An 18,964-nucleotide genomic window follows, 5' to 3' on the forward strand; every position below is an offset into this window, starting at 1 on the left:
GACAGCACCGCGCGAGGGACGAGTGAGCCGGAGGCGAACGAGTCGGCTGGGGAGGTACGTGGCTGTCTGCGGTGCTGTGCGGTCGGGTGGGAATGAAAGGGGCGGCCGTCTGCGCGAACCCCGGCGACGAAAGTGACGCGAGACCTCCGGTCCCGCTAAGCTGAGGCCGTGTCCCTCAGACACCGCAGGGAGTCGAACGACCGAGGAGCGTGGTTCGAGAGAGCGACGCTCTCTCGTCACTGAGCGGATCGGAGATTCGCGATGTCTGCGAGAGCTGTGCTCTCGCCCGATCCCGGAAATCTCCGATTTCCGGAGACAGCGAGCCGCGGGAGTGCAGACGGCCGGGGCTTTCGACCCCCGTTCGCCGGTACGTCCGTCTGTACGCCACGGACTGTCCGGGAACCAGACACCCTCTCACACGCCACTGCCGTTCACCCTCGCCGACTAGCGACCACTACCTACAGGGACGAGGGGCACGATACCCGATCCATGCTCACCTGCGGCGACTGCGGCCGCGAGTACACCGACGACGCGGCCGCCTGGCGCTGTGACTGTGGCCACGCGCTCGACTACGCCCACACGCCACTCCCCGCCACGGACCACCCGCCCGAATCGCTCGACCGCGACCGCGGCCTCCGGGCGTTCGAACCGTTTCTCGATGCCGAACCCGCGGTCACGCTGGGCGAAGGCTGGACCCCGGTGGTCGACGCGCCCGAGTGGGACGCGCGGTTCAAACTCGAATCGATATTCCCGACGGGGAGTTTCAAGGACCGCGGCGCCGCGCTCACGATATCGCGAGCGGTCGAACGCGGCGTCGAGCGCGTCCTCGAAGACTCCTCGGGCAACGCCGGCCTCGCGATCGCTACCTACGCCGCCCGCGCGGGTATCGACGCCGAGATCTACGTCCCCGCCGACGCCAAACCCGGCAAACTCCGGGCTATCGAGCGGACGGGCGCCGACGTGGTTCGCGTCGAGGGCACCCGAGGCGACGTGACCGACGCCTGCGTCGCGGCGGTCGAGCGCGGCGAAGGCTGGTACGCGAGCCACGCCTGGAATCCCGCCTTCTTCCGCGGGACGGCGACGTTCGCGTTCGAACTCGCCGCCCAGCGCGACTGGACGGTTCCCGACGCCGTCCTCGCGCCGCTGGGCCACGGGACCCTCTTCCTCGGCGCGTATCGCGGCTTCCGGGCGCTCCGTGACGCCGGCTGGACCGACGAGGTCCCGAAACTGCTCGGGGCCCAGGCCACCGGCGCCGCGCCGATCGCGGACGAACTCCACGGGGAAACCGCAAGCCGACCCTCGAATGCGGCCGCGGACGGCATCCAGATCCGCGACCCCGCCCGACTCGACCAGATCCTCGACGCGGTCGACGAAACCGACGGCGACGCGGTCGCGGTCGGTCCCGACGCGACCGAGCGCGAACGCGACCGCCTCGCGCGGGCGGGGTTTCACGTCGAGCCGACCTGCGCGACCGCGACCGCGGCGCTCGCCGAGTATCGCGACCGCGGCGTCCTCGGCCCGGATGACGACGTGGTCGTCGCGCTCACCGGGACGGGGTTGAAAGGGTGAGCCGACGGAACGATTTTGTGTCTGTGCACACAAACACAATTCATGGGCACGAAGACGATCGGGCTCGACGACGAGGCCTACGAGCGACTCAGCGCGGAGAAACGCGAAGGGGAGAGTTTCAGCGACGTGGTCAAGCGAGTGACCGAAACGGTCCGGACAGACTGGCGGCGCGGATTCGGAACGTACGACGACACGGACGGCGAACGGCTGGAGCGGGCGGCCCGGACGAGTCGGGAACGCCGCGGAGCGGGGCTCGAAAACAGGCAGGCGGACGTGCTCGACGCGCTGGCCGGTGACGGCGACGACGGCCCGGGACAGGGCGACGAGGGCGACGCGTGAAGCTCCTCGACACGACGTTTCTAGCCCACTACTACCGCGGCGACGAACGCGTCGAGTCGTTCCTCGAAACCCACGACGATGGCGAGGAGGATCTGGTCACCTCGACGATCAACGTCGAGGAGATCGCCGTCGGCGTTCACACCGTCGAGGACGACCCGTCGCTGGAGTCACTGCTCGCCGACCTGGGCTGGCTCACCGTCCTCCCGTTCGAACCCGAAGACGCGTTCTCGGCCGCCGGGATCGAGGCGGCCCTCCACGGGGACGATACCGTCGCGCAGGATCACGCGTTGGCGGGCGACGTGTTGATCGCCGGCGTTGCCGAGAACCGCGGCGCGACCGTCGTCACCGAGAACGTCGCCGACTTCGAGACGCTGGGCGTCCCCGTCGAGTCCTACTGATGACCAAGCGCCGAGCCGACTACTGCCCGTACTGCGGGACCGCGCTGGAGACGGCGGTCTTCGAGGACCGGGACCGCCGCTACTGCCCCGACTGCGGCGATATCGTCTTCCAGAACCCGTTTCCCGGCGCGCACGTCGTCGTCCTCGACACCGGGGGAGAGAGTCCCCCTGACAGTGCGGCGAAGCCCCAGGACGGCGAGTCCGTCCTCCTGATCGAACGGGCCATCGAGCCCGACCTGGGCGCGTGGGCGGTCCCCGGCGGCATCCTCGAAGTCGACGAGCCCGCGCGGGTCGGCGCCGCCCGCGAACTCGAAGAGGAGGCCGGCCTCGCGGTCGACCCCGACGCGCTCGCACTCGTCCGCACCGGCTTCGACGTCGACGACCCCGACGACGGCGCCTATCTCTCGGTCTGTTTCGCCGTCGAGCGCGCCGATACGACGGGGTCGATCGACCCCGGTCCGGAGTGCGCCGACGCCCGCTGGTGGCCGCTCACGGAGGTGTCGGCGACGGACGCCTGGATTCGCCCGATCGATCGGCGCCGGATCGAGGCGGCCGTCGACCGACTGCGGGACCGGGACGCGCGTTTCGACTGAGTTACCGCCACAGCTCCCGTTCGACGACCGCGTCGGTGTCGACCGACAGCCGCGTCTCGGCGACACCGTCGTACTCCGGGGCGGCGGAGTAGCAGATGTACCGCTCGCTGTCGTCGCTGCGCGTCCGCACAACCGCCGGGAGCACGTCGTCCGGTGCGGCGGTCGGCGGCGGCGGCGGTCCGACGACGACCCGCCCGTCGGGCGGGTCCGACTGTTCCTCTCGCATGGCTCGGCCTACGCCGTCACCGATCATTGTTACGGGTCAGTTACCCGCGATCAAGCCGGTATACCGGTCCATTCGGCGGTCCTTACTGGCCGCGCGCGCCGCGCCGTCTCACCGGAGACGACTCGCCGCCCGTCCGTCTCGGACCGACACCGTTTCGACCCTGGCCCGCGCCCACTCGCCCATGTCCGGAAGCGTCCACCACACCGGGACGACCGTCGCCGACCTGGATCGCGCCGTCGAGTTCTACACCGAGGTCTTCGACCTGGAGATCCTCGCCGAGTTCGAATCCTCCGGCGAGAACTTCTCCCGGGGCGTCGGCGTCGACGAGGCCACCGGCCGCTTCGCTCACCTCGACGGCGACGGCACCCGCGTCGAACTCGTCGAGTACGAGCCCGAGGGCGACGACGCCGCCGCCGAGTCCGTCAACGACCGCGGCGCCAAGCACCTCGGTTTCGGCGTCGACGACGTGGAAGCCTTCTACGAGGCCCTCCCCGACGACGTGGAGACGGTCAGCGAACCCCAGACCTCCAGCACCGGTACGACCATCCTCTTCCTCCGTGACCCCGAGGGCAACCTGATCGAAGTCCTCGACGCCTGACCGTCGGCCTCGCGCTCGGCCGACAGGGCGAGACGGCTCCCGCCGTCGCAAGAGGTATCCACGAGGGGACCCAGACCACGGGTATGACGTTCGAACCCAACGAGAGCCTTCCGCAGGAGGAGGTCGACGAGCGCGTCGACGAGGCCATCGAGGACAACCAGGTCGTGCTGTTCATGAAAGGAACCGAACTGATGCCCCAGTGTGGCTACTCCGACCGCGCGCTGACGCTGCTCACACAGTACCGCGACGACGTCGAGGTCGTCGACACGCTGGAGTCGCTCGACGAGTTCCGCGCCGCCCTCGACCGCCACAGCGGCCGCGAGACCATCCCCCAGACCTTCGTCGACGGCGAGTTCGTCGGCGGCAGCGACATCCTCAAACAGCTCGACGAACGGGGCGACCTCGAACCGAAGCTGACCGCGTGAGCTCGGTTCGATCCGTGTCCGGCCGTCACGGAGTTTAAGCCCGTCGCGGCCGCCCACTCGGGTATGAAGCGCATCGTCAGCACCGACGCGGCACCGAAGGCAGTGGGCGCGTACAGCCAGGCGACCGAGACGGACGATCTCGTGTTCACCGCGGGCCAGATCCCGCTGACACCCGACGGCGAACTCCTCGACGACGCCGCGATCGACGTCCAGACCCAGCAGGCCCTGGAGAACGTCGCCGCGGTCCTCACGGCGGCCGACGCCGGCATGGAGGACGTGCTGAAAGTCACGGTCTACCTCGACGACATCGACGACTTCGACGCGATGAACGACACCTACGAGACGTTCTTCGACGACGAACCGCCCGCCCGCAGCGCCGTCGGGGTCGACGAACTCCCCAAGGGCGTCGGCGTCGAGGTCGAGGCCATCGCGACGAAGTGATGGCCGACTCCACCGGTTCCGCCGGCGACCGCGCGTCAGGCGACGACCCCGACCCGGACGGGACGGCCCCGCGGGAGCCGCTGCTCGCCCCCGCGACCAAATCCAGCCTGCTGTGGGGTCTCGTCGGCGGGCTGGCCTTCCTCGTGCTCGCCCAGGGCTACGAACTGCTCGGCAACCTCGGGGTCGGCTTCGGGGCGAAAGTCGCCGTGGCGCTGGTCGTCGCCGTCGGCGCGGCCGTCGCGACGCATCTGACCCGGGGTCGACTGCCGACCGAGAACGAAAGCCATTAACCACCCGACCGCAGTATTTCCACCTGAGCCAGAATGGCCGAACGGTAAGGCGCACGCCTGGAAAGCGTGTTCCCTTTGGGATTCTGGGTTCAAATCCCAGTTCTGGCGTACCACCTTTTTCCGACCCGGGTTTCCTCGCGCCGCGGAGCGGCGCTGCGGGGAACCCGGGCCGCAAAAAGATGGGGCAAAAAGCCGGTCGCTCCCGATGGTCGCGACCGGTGAAACCGCCCTCGCTCCGCTCGCGCGGTACGTTCGTCCGCTCTGCCACCGCACGGAAACAGGGACTGCACCGCCCCCACGCCGCCCCACCCCACACTACTCCTCGGTTCACTCCGCGAACGTCGCGGTCCGGCCGACGTTCAGCCGCAGGAAGACGGGCAGCGTCGCGGCGGCGACGACGATCTCCAGGCCGCCGGCGACGAGGAACGCCTCGGGGTAGCCGTAGGCGCTCGCGACGCCGCCGCCGACGATGACGCCCGCCAGAAAGCCCAGGCTGCCGAAGATATTGAAGCCGGCCATGGCGACGCCGCGCTCGCGTTCGCCGGCGAGATCGGTCACCAGCGCCATCGTCGCGGGCGACATCAGCGCGCCGAGAACACCGACAGCGAGCATCCCCGCGCCGGCGAGCGCGACCGTCGGCGCCTGGCCGACGCCGATCACGACCAGGCCGTAACACGCCGACCCGGCGACGATTGGGGCGGTGCGGCCCACTCTGTCCGAGAGGATGCCCATCGGGTACTGCAGGAGGGCGAACGGCGCGAAGAACAGGGCGAGCATCAGCCCGGTGGCGCCGGGGCCGAGTTCGAACGCCGACCGGAAGTACAGCGTGCCGACGAGCGCGAAGAAGCCGGCGGTGAGGCGGTCGAGGAAGCCGAAGGCGTAGGGCACGGCGAGCGTCGGCGTCCCGCGGAGGTTCGCGACGGCGCGGGCGAGCGAGTCGCGGTCGCCGGCGGGCGCGCGGTCCTCGACGAACAGCGCGAGGACTCCGATCGCCGCGAGGAGTGCGCTCGCGAGGTAGAGGGGAACGAACGGGCCGACCTCGTAGAGCTGGCCGCCCAGCGGAGCGCCCAGCGCGGTCCCGCCGCCGATGGCGGCGCCCGCGGCGGCCATGTTGCGGCCGTGACCCCCGTCGAGATCCATCAGCATCGTCATCGCGAGCGAGAAGGCGCCGATCGTGGCGGCGCCCTGGGCCGCGCGGACGGCGAGGACGCCCGCGAAGGAGAGGTCGGTGAACCCGGGCACGACCGCGAGCGCGAGATACCCGACGCTCCCGCCGAGCGCGCCGGCGGCGATAAAGGGCGTCCGGCGGCCGGCGCGGTCGCTGGCAGCGCCCCAGAGGCCGGCGAAGGCGACGAACGCCGCGAACTCCGCCGCGAGGAACCACATGCTCGCGTCCAGGTCCGTCGTCGCGCCGAGGGCGCCGACCAGTCGGTCGACGCCCGGATACAGCAGCACCTGCGCGAGCAGGACGGCGAACACCATCGCCGCCAGCCGCGCGCGGTCCCGCGAGTCGGTCATCTAGCGGCCCTAAGGGCCCAGTGGGATATCCGACTGTCGGAAGCGACACGACGGAGCGCGGACGAGGCCGCCGGGCGCTCGTGAGCCGGCTAGAAGGGCGCTCGCGAGCCGTCGCGACCTGCGGACTCCGGGACCGCGTCGCCGTCGAAGCCGTCTCGGGGCGTCGCGGCGTTGCCGTCCTCGGGTTCGGGCAACTCACCGGTCTCGACCAGCGTCGCCTCCGCCTCGCGGAGCGCGGCGTTGATCCCGGTCGCGCGCTGGTGCATAGGCGCCACGCGAACGCGCACGAGTTCGAACTCGTGGCGCTCGGCCAGCCCGTTCCACGCGCGCAGCGACCCCCTGGTGAGCGTGTCGCTCTGCGGGCAGAAGGCCGTCGTCGGCGTGAACTCGGCGCGCAGGACGCGCGCTTCGTCGTCCTGGACCTCGCGGTCGGCACCGTCCGGCGTCGGGAGGTCGTCGTCGACCGCGCCGGGTCGTTCGACGGCGTAGCGATAGCCCGCGTCGGGGTGGCGCCGGTCGTTGTTGAGCCGCGCGAGGTTGTAGCCGAAGGTCATGTCGTACACCGCCCGCTCCTCGAACAGTTCCCGCGCCAGCCGATGCACCGCGAGGTGCTCGCGGCCGTCGAGCACGTCGTGCCCGTCGAGGAAGTCGCCGGGCGCCGGCGCGTGTCCGGGCACGAACTCGTCGTAGGTGTCGAAGGTGTCGTCGCTCCCGCCGAACGGCGACGGAACGTTGACCATACCTCGGCTTGGGTCGCCGTCCCGCTATGGTTCGCCCCGAACCCGTTCGGGTGCGCTCGGCGGCCCCGAGCGCCGTCACTCGGCGCGACTGATGTAGACGCGGAACTCGTCGTCCGCGACGCGTTCGGTCTCGTGGGCGAACCCGCGGTCGTCGAGCACGCCGTACAGCGGCTCCGGTTCGAAGCTGTTGACGAGTTCGAGGGTCCCTTCCGCCGGGAGGTCCTCCAGCGCGGCCACAATGGCGCCGAACGGTTCGCCCTCGATCTCCCTGGCGTCGAGCGTCCGCGTCGGGTCGGTCGATCCGTCGCTGACCATACCCGTACTTGCGGGTCCGCGGGCGAGCGCGTTGTGCCGAAGACGTTCGGGTGGCTCGTCGGCACGCGGGAGCCGGTAGCCGGGGCGGTCGGCGTCGGCGTCGGTCGCTATCGCCGGCGCCCGCCCCCGTCGACCGTGCCGAACCGGTGCGGCGTGACACTCACGGGTCTAGAGCGTGTCGGTGGCGGTATGCAGACGGTCACGGTCTCGCGACGGGTCGACGCTCCGCCCGAGCAAGTGCGCGCCGCGATGGACGACCTGGAGGCGTTCATGCTCGCGGCGGGGTTCACCGAGGTGACGGTCGAGGGCGAGGCGATGCACCTGGAGAACCAGGTCGGGCTCGCGACGGTGACGCTCGACCTCCGACTCGTCGAGCGGGAGGCCGACCTGGCCTACGAGCAGGCCGACGGGTTCTTCGAGACCATGGACACCGAGTACCGCGTCGAGCCCGTCGACGGCGGCTCGGAGATCACGGCGACCACCGATTTCGAACTCGACGTGGCGCTCGTCGGACAGGTACTCGACGCCACGGTTATCAAGCGACAGCGACGGCACGAACTCGAATCGCAGTTCGACTGGCTGGAAGACCGGTTCGCGTAGCCCCGGCCGCCGACCGGGCGTCGGAACTACCGCTCGGGGTGGACGGGCGCGTCGAACCCACCGCGGACGAGCGGCTTGGCGACGTGCCGGCGAGCACACGGCGGCACCTCGTACCAGCCAAGCTCGATGTCCCGCTCGATCGGCACCTCGACTTTCCCGTCGGCGCTCGTCCCGCAGTCCCGACAGCGGTAGCCCTGGTCGGCGCCGGCCGACCCCATCGAGCGGCCGCAGTCGGGACACTTGGGGTTGGCCGGCTCCGTCCGCACGAGCTCCCGGACCGCGAACTTCTCCAGTTTCAGCGTCCCGTCGCTCACCTCGCCGCAGACGGTCAGGCGGTCGCCGGGCCGCAGCGCCCGCACGCGGTCGCGGAACCGCTTGGTCGGCTCGAAGGCGGCGATCTCGGTGGTCTCGCCGTCGACACTCCGCAGAGTAGCGAACACGTGGCCACCCTCGCGCGTCTCAGGCGCCTCGACGACCTCGCCGTCGACGCGATACGCCCGGCCCTCGGCGGCGGCGTCGAACCCGTCGATCCGGCGGAAGTGGGCGTCGGTCCCCTGGTTAGTGACGAACAGCGCGCGGCTCGCGACCGGCTCGCCGTCGACGGCGTCGGCGACCGAGCGCACAGTGCTGGAGTCGTCGCCGCGGATCCCGTGGAGGATCGGACAGGGGGTGCGGGGAACGCAGACGGGGTACCCCTCCTCGCGGTCCACGGTGTCCCAGGCGTCGGGATAGGCCCCGTCGGCGGCGGCGAAGACGCTCTCGCGGTCCACCGCCCGGTCGGTGCCCCAGCGGTCCTCCTCGCGGTAGGAGATGCACTCGTAGGTCCAGTCGTCGAAGGCCGCCCAGGCGCCGACAGCGGCCAGCGCGCCGATGCGGCCGCGGCCGTTGCCTGCGTGGGCCGTCTCGTAGCCCGCCCGATCGGCCAGCGCGACGGCGTCGCCGACCTCGTGATAGTCCCGGACGGCCGCGCGGGCGAACGCGGCCACGTCCTCCGGGACCCGATCGGGATCGCCGGGCGCGACGACAGCGCCGGGGTTGGTTCGCGGGTCTCCGGTCTCGGCCAGGTCGAGGTGTTCCCGGGCGAGTTCGAGCGCGCTGTCGGGGTCGAGGTCGGTGTGGACTGCGAGCGCGGCGTTGCCGCGGGTCTTGTGCTCGACGCCGGGGTTGAGCCGCACGAGGACGCGCCGGTCGACGCTCGCCCCCACCGCCTCGATGCGCTCGGCGAGCGTGGCGGCGACGTAGGTGGTACACATCCCCCGCTCGCGGGAATCGGTGTCGTCGAGGCCGATGACGGTCACAGCGGCCATTGCGCGACCGCGGGCAAACGGGTTTCGACCGCGAAATTGTATATCAATCTATCGGTCGGCGTGAAAAAACGCGGCGCACGCGGATTCTACCGGGGCACAACGCATATATGCGAAGGCCTACTTACCTCTCGGTATGTCACGGTCGGCACTGGTCGGCAACGTCACCGCGATGTTGGAGGACGCGGGCTTCGTGGTGAGCGAGCGCTGTGCCATCCGGCCGAAGAGCTTCGACATCGCGGCCCGCCGCGGGGAGGAGGTCCTCCTCGTGAAGATCCTCGGCAACATCGACGCCTTCGACGGTCACACCGGCGCGGAGATGCGTCGGCTCGGCACGTATCTGGGTGCCACGCCGATGGTCATCGGCCTCCGCACCCGGGACGAGGAACTCAAGCCGGGCGTCACCTACTTCCGCCACGGCGTCCCGGTGCTCTCGCCCGACACCGCCATGGACCTGTTCGTTGAGGAGGTCCCGCCGCTCATCTACGCGGCGCCGGGCGGCCTCTACGTCAACATCGACAGCGAGGTCCTCGCCGACGCCCGCGAGGACCGCGACTGGTCGCTCGGACGACTGGCCAACGAACTCGGCGTCTCCAGACGGACGGTCTCGAAGTACGAGGACGGCATGGACGCCTCCGTCGAAGTCGCCAGCCAACTCCAGGAGCTGTTCAACGAACCGCTCACCTCGCCCGTCGAAGTTCTCGAGGGCGCCGACGAAGTACGGGAAGACGAGGAGACGCCCGAGGACCCCGAGGTCGACCCCGAGGACGAGCCCATCGTCGCCGTCCTCACCCGGGTCGGCTTCGACGTCCACCCCACCGACCGCGCGCCGTTCAAGACCGTCAGCGAGAACGAACGCCGCGAGGAGGAGATGCTGACCGGCCACTCCGAACTCACGAAGACCGCGGAGAAGCGCGCCCGCATCATGTCCTCGGTGGGCCGGGTCACCCGGACCCGGTCGGTGTACGTCGTCGAGCGCGCGACCAGGAAATCCGTCGAGGGCACCGCCATCGTCGAGGAAAGCGAGATGGAGAACATCCAGGAGGCCGACGAGTTGCGGGACATCATCCGCGAGCGGGCCGATCTGGAAGGCAGTTCCGCGTAGGACGGTCGAGCGTCCCCGCCCGGCCGCCGACCCGGCTGACGCGGCCGTCGCGTTCGACGCCGACCGCGTCTTTTAGGCGGGGCCGGCCCCTCCGGTCGACCGATGGACGTCACCCTCCTCGGGACGGGCGACACGACGGGGACGCCCACGCCGGGCTGCGACTGCGAGACCTGTGAACGGGCCGTCGAGCGCGGCGTCGAGCGCTCGCGGTTCTCGGTCCACGTCCGCAACGAGCGCACCGGCGAGTCGCTGCTCGTCGACACCAGCCCCGACTTCCGCCACCAGTTCCTCGGTCACGACGTTGCCCTGCCCGACGCGGCCGTGATCACCCACATCCACTTCGACCACCTCGACGGACTGGGCCACGCCTACCGCCTGCTCGACCACCTGCCCGTCCACGCCGCCGACGAGCGCGACCCCGAGACCGGCGAGAGCGTCGCCGAGACCGTCCGCCGACGCTACGACTACCTCGACCAGGTCGAGGTTCTCGCCGAGACCCCCTTCGAACCCTTCGAGACCTGCGGGTTCGAGGTGACGCTGGTCCCCGTCGACCCCCCGCCGCTCGTCTGCTACGGCCTCGCGATCGAGGACCCCGAGACCGGGGCGAAGCTGTCGATTTCGGGAGATACGACCTACGGGATCGACGCGGAGTCGCGGGCGGTCCTGGCGGACCCGGACCTGCTGCTGGCCGACGGCATCGTGACGGCCGATCTGTGCGAACACCACCCAGCGGGCGGGACCCATTTCGACGACGACGGCGTTCCCCGAACGTTCGGCACGAAGCACATGACCGTCGAGGGCGCGGTCGCGCTGGGCGATGATCTGGGCGCCGAGGAGACGCGAGTGGTTCACGTCTCGCACTTCCTCGACGCCGACCGGGCGTTCGAGGCGCCGCTGGCCGTCGACGGCGAACGCTACGAACTTTGAACGGGCCGTGGAGATACCCTGAGCGACCGCGACGCACGTCCCCGGAAGCCCCATACCGCTCGCGCTCGAACCGTGACATATGAGCAGCCAGGAACAGGCGGACGGGGCGGCCGAACCGCTCGCGACGCGGGTCGTGCTCTCCTTCCCGGCGGACATCGGCGAACACGGTCGGGGACGGATCCGCTCGGACTACTACAAAAAGTACCTCACCAAGGTCCACGACGCGGCCGCCGAGGGCGACGAGTGGGACGAGTTCACCGACGTGGGCTGCTGTGGCAGTCAGATGGACGTGCCGCTGGTCGTCGAGCGCGTGGAGGGCGGGTCGCGGATCGACCTGGACACGGAGATCGAGTACGTCGAGCGCGAGGCCTGTGGGATCAACCAGGGCTGGTCGGTCCAGCACGACGAGCCCGAGGCGCTGGACGACTGAGACCGTCGTCGGGAGACGTTCGCTTGCTGTTCGGTATCACGGCCCAGGATAGTCCGAATCGCTGATATACTTCGATCACGGAGAGAGGGATGTGTCACAGCAGGTCGGCGAGGTCGGGACGCTGTTCCTCCACGAGTACGGCGACGACGTGCGGGTCGCCGTGGTCAAAGAGGGCGAGCGGCGTCTCCACGCGATACTGGAACTCAAGGAGACCGACGCCGGGCCGCGGCCCGCTCGGCTCCGCGTGAAACAGGGCGCCAGCGAGGAGCCCCGCCCGCCCGACCTGTTCGTCGAACTCGCCCGCTCGGCCTCGCGCATCCGCATCTCCGAGCAGACTTCCCGAGCGACGCGCCACCGCCTCCAGGAACTGCTCGACGCCTACCAGCTGGAGGCCAAGGCCGTCCGGACCTGTCGCTACTGCGCCTCGGAGGGCCAATACTCCCCCGTCACGTCGGAGACGGCCATCGAGGCAGACGACGAGTACATCTGCCCCGACTGCGCGAAGGCCGAACTCGACCGCGAACTCGCCTACAAGGGCGAGATCACCAGCGGCGCCCGCGACCGACTGTACGACCTCCTCACGGAAGTGCAGGATCTGGAACGCGTTGCCAACCTCCTGAAAGGCGACCTCGACCCGGACCTCACCAAGTTCGACGAGATCTCGGCGACCGTCGACGAGGTCGATCCTGTCCCTGTGGACTCCCTCGATCTGCACCCCGGCATGCAGAACCACTTGGAGGGCCGGTTCGACACGCTCCTGCCGGTCCAGAGCCTCGCCGTCGAGAACGGCGCGACCGAGGGCCAGGACCAGCTGGTCGTGTCCGCGACGGCGACCGGGAAGACGCTCATCGGTGAGATGGCCGGGATCGACCGCGTTCTGAACGGCAAGGGCAAGATGCTGTTTCTCGTCCCGCTGGTCGCGCTCGCCAACCAGAAACACGAGTCCTTCGAGGAGCGCTACGGCGACATGGTCGACGTGTCGCTCCGGGTGGGGGCCAGCCGCATCAACGACGGCGGCGGCCGCTTCGACCCCGGCGCCGACGTGATCGTCGGCACCTACGAGGGCATCGACCACGCGTTGCGGACCGGAAAGGACCTCGGAAACATCGGGACGGTCGTCATCGACGAGGTCCACACTCTCGGCGAGGACGAGCGCGGCCACCGCCTCGACGGTCTGATCTCCCGGCTGAAGTACTACTGCGGGGAGCTGTCGGACAACAAGAGCACCGACGGCACCCAGTGGATCTACCTGTCGGCGACCGTCGGCAACCCCGGGGACCTCGCGCAGAAGCTGCGCGCCCAGCTCATCGAGTTCGAGGAGCGGCCCGTCCCCATCGAGCGCCACGTCACGTTCGCCGACGGCCGCGAGAAGATGCAAATCGAGAACAAGCTCGTCAGGCGCGCCTTCGACACGAAGTCGTCGAAGGGGTATCGCGGCCAGACGATCATCTTCACCAACTCGCGGCGGCGCTGTCACGAGATCTCCCGGAAGCTGGAGTACGACTCCGCGCCCTACCACGCGGGGCTGGACCACCGCCGCCGGAAGAAGGTCGAGCGGATGTTCGCCGACCAGGATCTGGCCGCTGTAGTCACGACCGCGGCGCTGGCCGCGGGGGTCGACTTCCCGGCCTCGCAGGTCGTCTTCGACTCGCTAGCGATGGGTATCGAGTGGCTCACCGTCCAGGAGTTCCACCAGATGCTCGGCCGCGCCGGCCGGCCGGACTATCACGACAAGGGGACTGTCTACGTCCTCGTCGAGCCCGACGGCAATTACCACAACAGCCAGGAGATGAGCGAGGACGAGGTGGCGTTCAAACTTCTCAAGGGCGAGATGGACCCCGTCATCACGCGCTACGACGAGGGAGCGGCCGTCGAGGAGACGCTCGCGAACGTCACCGTCGGCGGGAAACACGCCAAGCGGCTCAACGAGCGGATGATCGGCGAGGTTCCGACGACCCACGCCGTCGGCAAACTGCTGGAGTACGAGTTCATCGACGGGCTAGCGCCGACGCCGATGGGGCGAGCGGTCACCTCCCATTTCCTCTCGCCCGACGACGCGTTCCTCCTGCTCGACGGGATCCGGAAGGGCGACGACCCCTACGACATCGTCGGGACGATGGAACTGCGCGACGACGAGCGGTGACGAGCGCTGGCGGAGCCGCCGACCGGTCGCGGTAGGGCGACCGTACCGACTGCCAGCCCGTCGCACGCGAGCGCCCAAGACTTATCCCGGTCGGTAGCCTGGAATAGGCAATGACTGCCGGAACCGGGCCGGACCCGGCCCGAACTATCACCCTCGACGCGCACGTCCACACGGACGCGTCCTACGACTGCGCGACGCCCCCGGAGCGCGTCGTCGAGGCGGCGCTCTCGGCCGGCCTCGACGCGGTCGCGGTCACCGACCACGACGTCGTCGACGGCGCGCGCCGGGCGGTCGCCGCCGCCGCGGGGACGGATCTGCTCGTGGTCCCGGGCGTCGAGGTTTCGACCGGCGACGGGCACCTGCTCGCGCTCGGCGTCGACTGGGCGCCCGAACCGGGTCGCCCGTTCGCCGAGACCGTCGAGGCGGTCCGACAGGCCGGCGGTGTCGCGGTCGTTCCCCACCCCTTCCAGATCAGCCGCCACGGCGTCCGCCGGGCGGTGCTGACCGGCTGTGAGGTCGACGGTATCGAGACGCGAAACGCCGTCGCGGTCACCGGCTACCAGAACCGTCGCGCCCGTCAGTTCGCCGCCGCCGAAGGACACCCGGCGGTCGGCGGCAGCGACGCCCACCGACCGACCCTGATCGGACGGGCGTTCACGAGCGTCACGCTCCCCGCCGGGGTCGACTGGACGACGATGACGGTCGCGGACGTGCTGTCGGGGATCCGTGGAGGCGCTGCGACCGCGCAGGGGACCGTCACGACCCCCGTCGAGTTCGGGAAGACCTACGCCTGGCACGCTCGCGATACGGCCGCGACGGCGCTCGACTCGGCGGGGACCGCCGCCGCGAACGGTCGAACGGCCGCCGGCGCTCACCCCGCACTCGGCGTCGGTGCGGTGCTCGGATCCGCGCTGCTGTTCGGCTCGCGAGGCGGCCGGATGGGTCGCGTTCCCCGTCGGATCGCCGGCCGCGTCCGGTAACGCGACGGTGACGTTCCGCTCGCGCCGCGCGGGTGATGAGTGGCCTTTTTCCCGCATCACTGCAACAGTGCGGACGTGCCATTCGGGATCTCCGCCGGCGCGGCGTTCGTTTTCCTCGTCATCCTCGCCGCGCTGATCCTCTTCGCCACCGAACCCGTCCCCGTCGACATCACCGCTCTCGGCGTCCTCGTCGCCCTCCTGCTCGTCGAGCCGCTGTCGGCGACCGCCGCCGACCTGGGCCTGCTCGCCGAGCCGCTGGTCGTGCTGAGCGACCCCGCCGAGGGGCTGTCGGTCACCGACAACGGTCTCTCCGGGTTCGCGAGTTCGGCGACGCTGACGGTGCTGGCGATGTTCATCCTCTCGGAGGGCGTCCAGCGGACCGGCGTCGTCCAGATCCTCGGATCGAAGATCGCCTCGTTTACCCGCGACAGCGAGTCCCGACAGCTCGGCGCTATCATCGGCGTCGTCAGCCCCATCTCGGGCTTTATCAACAACACCGCCGCCGTCGCCATCCTCCTGCCGATGGTCACCGACCTGGCCCACGAGGGCAAGACCTCCCCGTCGAAGCTCCTCCTCCCGCTGTCGTACGCCTCGATGTTCGGCGGCATGCTCACGCTGATCGGGACCTCGACGAACATCCTCGCCTCCGAGCTCTCCGGTCGGCTCATCGGCCGGACGTTCACGATGTTCGAGTTCACGCAGCTGGGCGTCGTCGTTTCGATCGTCGGCACGATATACCTGCTGACGGTCGGCCGCTGGTTGACTCCCGAGCGCATCCCGGTCGCCGAGGACCTGACCGAGGAGTTCGAGCTGGGGGAGTACCTCACCGAGGTGGTCGTCCGCGAGGACTCGCCGATGGTCGGCGAGACCGTCCGCGGCGCGCTCGCCGACACCGAGTTCGACGTGGATCTGGTCCAGCTGATCCGCGGCGACCGGACGTTCACCGAACCGCTCGACCCGAAGACGATACGGGCCGGCGACGTGTTCGCGGTGCGGACCGACCGCGACACGCTCGTCGCGCTTTCGGACGCCGAGGGCCTCGATCTGCTCCCCGAGGTCGACGTCGACGAGGCCGAACTCGAACAGGCCAACGAGCGCGAGAACCTCGTCGAGGTGGTGATCGCCCCCGGGTCGAGTCTCGTCGGCGAGTCGCTCGCCTCGGCGAACTTCCGCCAGCGCTACGACGCGACGGTGCTGGCACTGCGGCGCGGCCAGGAGCTGTTCCGCCAGCGGATGGACGACGTACGCCTGCGCGTCGGCGACACCCTCCTGATCCAGGGTCCCCCCGATAGTATCGAACGGCTCAACGCCAACCGGGACTTCATCGTCGCCCAAGAGATCGACCGCCCCGACTACCGCCGCTCGAAGATCCCCGTCGCTATCGCCATCGTCGGCGCCGTCGTCGGCGCCGCTGCCGTCGGCGTGCTCCCCATCGTCGTCGCCGCGCTGACCGGCGCGCTCCTGATGGTCCTCACCGGCTGTCTCAAGTCGACGGAGGTCTACGACGCCGTCCAGTGGGACGTGATCTTCCTGCTCGCCGGCGTCATCCCGCTGGGCATCGCCCTGGAGAACACCGGCGGCGCCGACCTGATCGCCGACCTGGTTGTCGGGTCGGCCACGTTCCTCCCGCCGCTCGGTGTGCTCGCGCTGATGTATCTCGTCACCGCCCTGCTGACCAACATCATCAGCAACAACGCCAGCGTCGTCCTCATGATCCCCGTCGCCGTCGAGGCCGCCCGCCAGCTCGGCGTCGACACCTTCTCCTTTATCCTCGCCGTCACCTTCGCCGCCTCGACGGCCTTCATGACCCCCGTCGGCTACCAGACCAACCTCTTCGTCTACGGCCCCGGCGGCTACCGCTTTTCGGACTACCTCCGTGTTGGGACGCCGCTGCAACTGATCTTCGCCGCCGTCACGACGCTGGGTATCTACGCGTTCTGGGGGCTGTGAGGTGTATCTGGGAACAACTACCGCGGCAGGTACGCAACGAAACGCTTTCATCGGCTGCTCCGCAAATAGGAGTCACGGGACCGTGGGGTAGCGGTATCCTTTCGGCCTTGGGTGCCGATAACCCCGGTTCGAATCCGGGCGGTCCCACTCCTCTCACGTTCGATCTCACGGGTAGCAGCGATGACGTACACCGGCCCGAATGGGAGATCGCACACCTCCCCGAGATAGACATTAGCGTACTCCAACTCGCGGGAGCGTAGAGTATCCCCACTATTCTAACGAAGGAAGTGAGGAGGTCGGCCACGGTTGTCGTGATTTTCTACCCAACACTAGAACGCGAATCGATCTGAGGGCACTGCATCGGTAGACGGAGAGATCAAACCCATCGACAGCACACAAAATATTAAATAACTATCATTCATCGTTGTCTTTGTGGCGAGCGGCGACTACGTGAGACGTACCGCGATCACGCGCCTGGCTGTGTCTTCAGAGCAAGCAGAACGGCTTGAAGCAACTATCGATGAATATCGAATCGGGGCGAATATCGCCACGGATATCGGCTGGAGACACCGTGTATCCGAAAAGCACGAGCTCCAGTCTCTGGCCTACGACGAAATCCGTAACCGGACTCCCCTCGGGAGCCAACACGCTATTCTCGCCTGTTTCCAAGCCGCTCAAGCTATCAAAGGCGTCGATGAGCGAGATAGTCAGGGCCGCGCATATTCGAAACCCGAGTTCACTGCGCCAACAGTGAGGTACGACGCCAACACGATGACCTTGTTTGATGACGATACGGTATCACTCGCCACTACAGATGATCGGGTGAGGTGTGAGCTGGTACTACCCGATGACGAAGAAGGATACCAGTACCAGTATCTCGAAAGCGATGAATGGGAACTGGCCGAATCTACACTCACTGCACGTGACAACGACTATTTTCTCCACCTCGGATTCCGAAAACCGAAGCCCGATACCGAGAGGTCTCCCGCTGAGGACAGGATAGTTCTCGGGGTTGACCTCGGTATCGAAAATCTTGCCGTCACTAGCACCGCTCATTTCGAGGGAGGTCAAGAACTTATACACGAACACCGTGAGTTCGAGCGTATACGCGGCAATCTTCAGCAAACAGGTACCGAGTCTGCACATCGAACGATCCTCCAGCGGGGTAACCGCGAAGAACGACATAGTCGAGATGTCATTCATAGAGTGTCCAACCGGTTGCTTGCGCAAGCCGTTGCCTACGGTTGCACTCATATCGCTTTCGAGGATTTGACCCACATCCGAGACTCGATGCCGAGCAAGCGGAAGTTCCACCAGTGGATGCATGCGAAACTGGTCCAGTATGTCGAGTACAAAGCCGCTGAGATCGGTATCGAGGTCGAATACGTCGACCCGCGCAATACCTCCAAGCGGTGCTGTGAGTGCGGGCACACGAGTGACTCGAATCGCACAGAGCGCGCCTTCTTCGAGTGCGAGAAATGCGGGACGACGGCAAATGCGGATTACAATGCAGCGAAGAATATCGGTTTGCGGCTTGTCCGTCGCGAGCTACACGATTCGCGGCGGACGGGTGACAGTCAGCTCGCCCTCAAGTCGGGGACGGTGAAACCGAACCGAGGATTTGTCTCGTACTCTGAGCAAGAGGTCGAGGTAGAGTCCACCGACAAGCACCACCTGAACCGAAGTGAGCGAGCGTCAGCTTCGTGCAAGTAAGGTGGCGCAGCTGATATCTGGGCGATCCTCTTTCTGATGTCATGAGTGATGGATCACGGGTCCGTCGAAATTTCAGACCCTGTCGTTGCGCGAGTAGCCCCAGTTGACGCAGTAGTACTTCTTCGGTCCGTTCTGGACGAGTTCGACCGAACAGTCCGGACACGTCTCCTCGCCCGTGGATTGCACTTGACCGGACACCGTCTCGATATCGTAGATTTACGCGCGAAAGCGCGACGGGGTGTTATCACGGCCTGAAGCGACCGCGGGTCGGCCCGACGGACGACCAATCCCCCCGATGTTGAGGAACGCGATTGATACGGTACCAGGCGAAATCTGAAGACGGCCGAGAGACACTCGGCC

At 68.3% G+C, this 18,964-nt stretch carries 21 protein-coding genes and 2 tRNA genes; 18 read left to right on the top strand and 5 right to left on the bottom strand.

The annotated features are described in order from the left end of the window. Window positions 1–489: 489 nt before the first annotated feature. Genes C475_RS04225 through C475_RS04240 form a run of 4 tightly spaced genes read left to right on the top strand, consistent with a single transcriptional unit; the run spans window position 490 to window position 2,899 of the window. Window positions 490–1,569, top strand: a complete 1,080-nt coding sequence (locus tag C475_RS04225) for a threonine synthase (protein ID WP_006882533.1) — start codon at window positions 490–492, stop codon at window positions 1,567–1,569. A 42-nt stretch (window positions 1,570–1,611) separates the two neighbouring features. Next, window positions 1,612–1,908 carry an antitoxin VapB family protein gene (locus C475_RS04230; protein WP_006882534.1) on the top strand — a complete coding sequence of 99 codons (297 nt, stop codon included), beginning with the start codon at window positions 1,612–1,614 and terminating at the stop codon, window positions 1,906–1,908. Next, window positions 1,905–2,306: a type II toxin-antitoxin system VapC family toxin gene (locus tag C475_RS04235; protein WP_006882535.1), complete on the top strand. Its 402-nt coding sequence runs from the start codon at window positions 1,905–1,907 to the stop codon at window positions 2,304–2,306. Before C475_RS04230 ends, C475_RS04235 begins: the two co-directional genes overlap by 4 nt. Next, the gene (locus C475_RS04240; protein WP_006882536.1) at window positions 2,306–2,899 is read left to right on the top strand and encodes an NUDIX hydrolase; all 594 of its coding nucleotides are present in this window, start codon (window positions 2,306–2,308) and stop codon (window positions 2,897–2,899) included. The genes C475_RS04235 and C475_RS04240 overlap by 1 nt, the downstream gene beginning before the upstream one ends. Before the next feature lies 1 nt (window position 2,900). On the opposite strand, the gene C475_RS04245 is transcribed toward C475_RS04240, so the two are convergent. Continuing rightward, complete coding sequence (locus C475_RS04245; protein ID WP_006882537.1) at window positions 2,901–3,125, bottom strand: hypothetical protein; 225 nt, start codon at window positions 3,123–3,125, stop codon at window positions 2,901–2,903. A 181-nt stretch (window positions 3,126–3,306) separates the two neighbouring features. Here C475_RS04245 and C475_RS04250 point away from each other — a divergent pair, with 181 nt between their 5' ends. From C475_RS04250 to C475_RS04270, 5 genes are all read left to right on the top strand, one after another. Then, the gene (locus C475_RS04250) at window positions 3,307–3,723 is read left to right on the top strand and encodes a VOC family protein (RefSeq protein ID WP_006882538.1); all 417 of its coding nucleotides are present in this window, start codon (window positions 3,307–3,309) and stop codon (window positions 3,721–3,723) included. Window positions 3,724–3,806: 83 nt separating this feature from the next. Continuing rightward, window positions 3,807–4,148: a glutaredoxin family protein gene (locus C475_RS04255; RefSeq protein ID WP_006882539.1), complete on the top strand. Its 342-nt coding sequence runs from the start codon at window positions 3,807–3,809 to the stop codon at window positions 4,146–4,148. 63 nt (window positions 4,149–4,211) lie between these two features. Then, window positions 4,212–4,589: a Rid family detoxifying hydrolase gene (locus C475_RS04260; RefSeq protein WP_006882540.1), complete on the top strand. Its 378-nt coding sequence runs from the start codon at window positions 4,212–4,214 to the stop codon at window positions 4,587–4,589. Continuing rightward, window positions 4,589–4,879 carry a hypothetical protein gene (locus tag C475_RS04265; protein ID WP_006882541.1) on the top strand — a complete coding sequence of 97 codons (291 nt, stop codon included), beginning with the start codon at window positions 4,589–4,591 and terminating at the stop codon, window positions 4,877–4,879. Before C475_RS04260 ends, C475_RS04265 begins: the two co-directional genes overlap by 1 nt. A gap of 27 nt (window positions 4,880–4,906) precedes the next feature. Further along, window positions 4,907–4,987: transfer RNA gene (locus tag C475_RS04270), tRNA-Ser, on the top strand. 219 nt (window positions 4,988–5,206) lie between these two features. Here C475_RS04270 and C475_RS04275 read toward each other — a convergent pair. From C475_RS04275 to C475_RS04285, 3 genes are all read right to left on the bottom strand, one after another. Continuing rightward, window positions 5,207–6,397 carry an MFS transporter gene (locus C475_RS04275; protein WP_006882542.1) on the bottom strand — a complete coding sequence of 397 codons (1,191 nt, stop codon included), beginning with the start codon at window positions 6,395–6,397 and terminating at the stop codon, window positions 5,207–5,209. 89 nt (window positions 6,398–6,486) lie between these two features. Further along, window positions 6,487–7,137: a hypothetical protein gene (locus C475_RS04280; protein ID WP_006882543.1), complete on the bottom strand. Its 651-nt coding sequence runs from the start codon at window positions 7,135–7,137 to the stop codon at window positions 6,487–6,489. 75 nt (window positions 7,138–7,212) lie between these two features. Beyond that, window positions 7,213–7,452, bottom strand: a complete 240-nt coding sequence (locus C475_RS04285) for a DUF2249 domain-containing protein (RefSeq protein WP_006882544.1) — start codon at window positions 7,450–7,452, stop codon at window positions 7,213–7,215. Window positions 7,453–7,641: 189 nt separating this feature from the next. Between C475_RS04285 and C475_RS04290 the strand changes: the two genes are divergently transcribed. Beyond that, window positions 7,642–8,052 carry an SRPBCC family protein gene (locus C475_RS04290; protein ID WP_049930085.1) on the top strand — a complete coding sequence of 137 codons (411 nt, stop codon included), beginning with the start codon at window positions 7,642–7,644 and terminating at the stop codon, window positions 8,050–8,052. A 26-nt stretch (window positions 8,053–8,078) separates the two neighbouring features. Here C475_RS04290 and C475_RS04295 read toward each other — a convergent pair whose 3' ends face one another. Further along, on the bottom strand, window positions 8,079–9,350 hold the full coding sequence (locus tag C475_RS04295) for a tRNA(Ile)(2)-agmatinylcytidine synthase (protein WP_006882546.1): 1,272 nt from the start codon (window positions 9,348–9,350) through the stop codon (window positions 8,079–8,081). A gap of 142 nt (window positions 9,351–9,492) precedes the next feature. On the opposite strand from C475_RS04295, the gene C475_RS04300 reads away from it, so the two are divergent. From C475_RS04300 to C475_RS04335, 8 genes are all read left to right on the top strand, one after another. Further along, a complete protein-coding gene (locus C475_RS04300; RefSeq protein ID WP_006882547.1) occupies window positions 9,493–10,461 on the top strand; it encodes a transcriptional regulator in 969 nt (322 codons plus the stop codon). A gap of 102 nt (window positions 10,462–10,563) precedes the next feature. Continuing rightward, window positions 10,564–11,388, top strand: a complete 825-nt coding sequence (locus tag C475_RS04305; protein WP_006882548.1) for an MBL fold metallo-hydrolase — start codon at window positions 10,564–10,566, stop codon at window positions 11,386–11,388. A gap of 79 nt (window positions 11,389–11,467) precedes the next feature. After that, window positions 11,468–11,818: a hypothetical protein gene (locus tag C475_RS04310; protein WP_006882549.1), complete on the top strand. Its 351-nt coding sequence runs from the start codon at window positions 11,468–11,470 to the stop codon at window positions 11,816–11,818. 91 nt (window positions 11,819–11,909) lie between these two features. Continuing rightward, a complete protein-coding gene (locus C475_RS04315) occupies window positions 11,910–13,961 on the top strand; it encodes a DEAD/DEAH box helicase (RefSeq protein WP_006882550.1) in 2,052 nt (683 codons plus the stop codon). Between the two features lie 110 nt (window positions 13,962–14,071). Continuing rightward, window positions 14,072–14,941 (top strand): CehA/McbA family metallohydrolase, encoded by an 870-nt coding sequence (locus C475_RS04320; RefSeq protein ID WP_006882551.1) that lies wholly within the window; start codon window positions 14,072–14,074, stop codon window positions 14,939–14,941. 75 nt (window positions 14,942–15,016) lie between these two features. Continuing rightward, complete coding sequence (locus C475_RS04325; RefSeq protein WP_006882552.1) at window positions 15,017–16,891, top strand: SLC13 family permease; 1,875 nt, start codon at window positions 15,017–15,019, stop codon at window positions 16,889–16,891. 76 nt (window positions 16,892–16,967) lie between these two features. Beyond that, window positions 16,968–17,038, top strand: a tRNA-Pro gene (locus C475_RS04330). Window positions 17,039–17,323: 285 nt separating this feature from the next. Next, window positions 17,324–18,604, top strand: coding sequence for an RNA-guided endonuclease InsQ/TnpB family protein (locus C475_RS04335; protein ID WP_082223241.1), 1,281 nt, complete (start codon window positions 17,324–17,326; stop codon window positions 18,602–18,604). The last annotated feature ends 360 nt before the right edge of the window (window positions 18,605–18,964 follow it).

The organism is Halosimplex carlsbadense 2-9-1, assembly GCF_000337455.1.
Taxonomy (GTDB): domain Archaea; phylum Halobacteriota; class Halobacteria; order Halobacteriales; family Haloarculaceae; genus Halosimplex; species Halosimplex carlsbadense.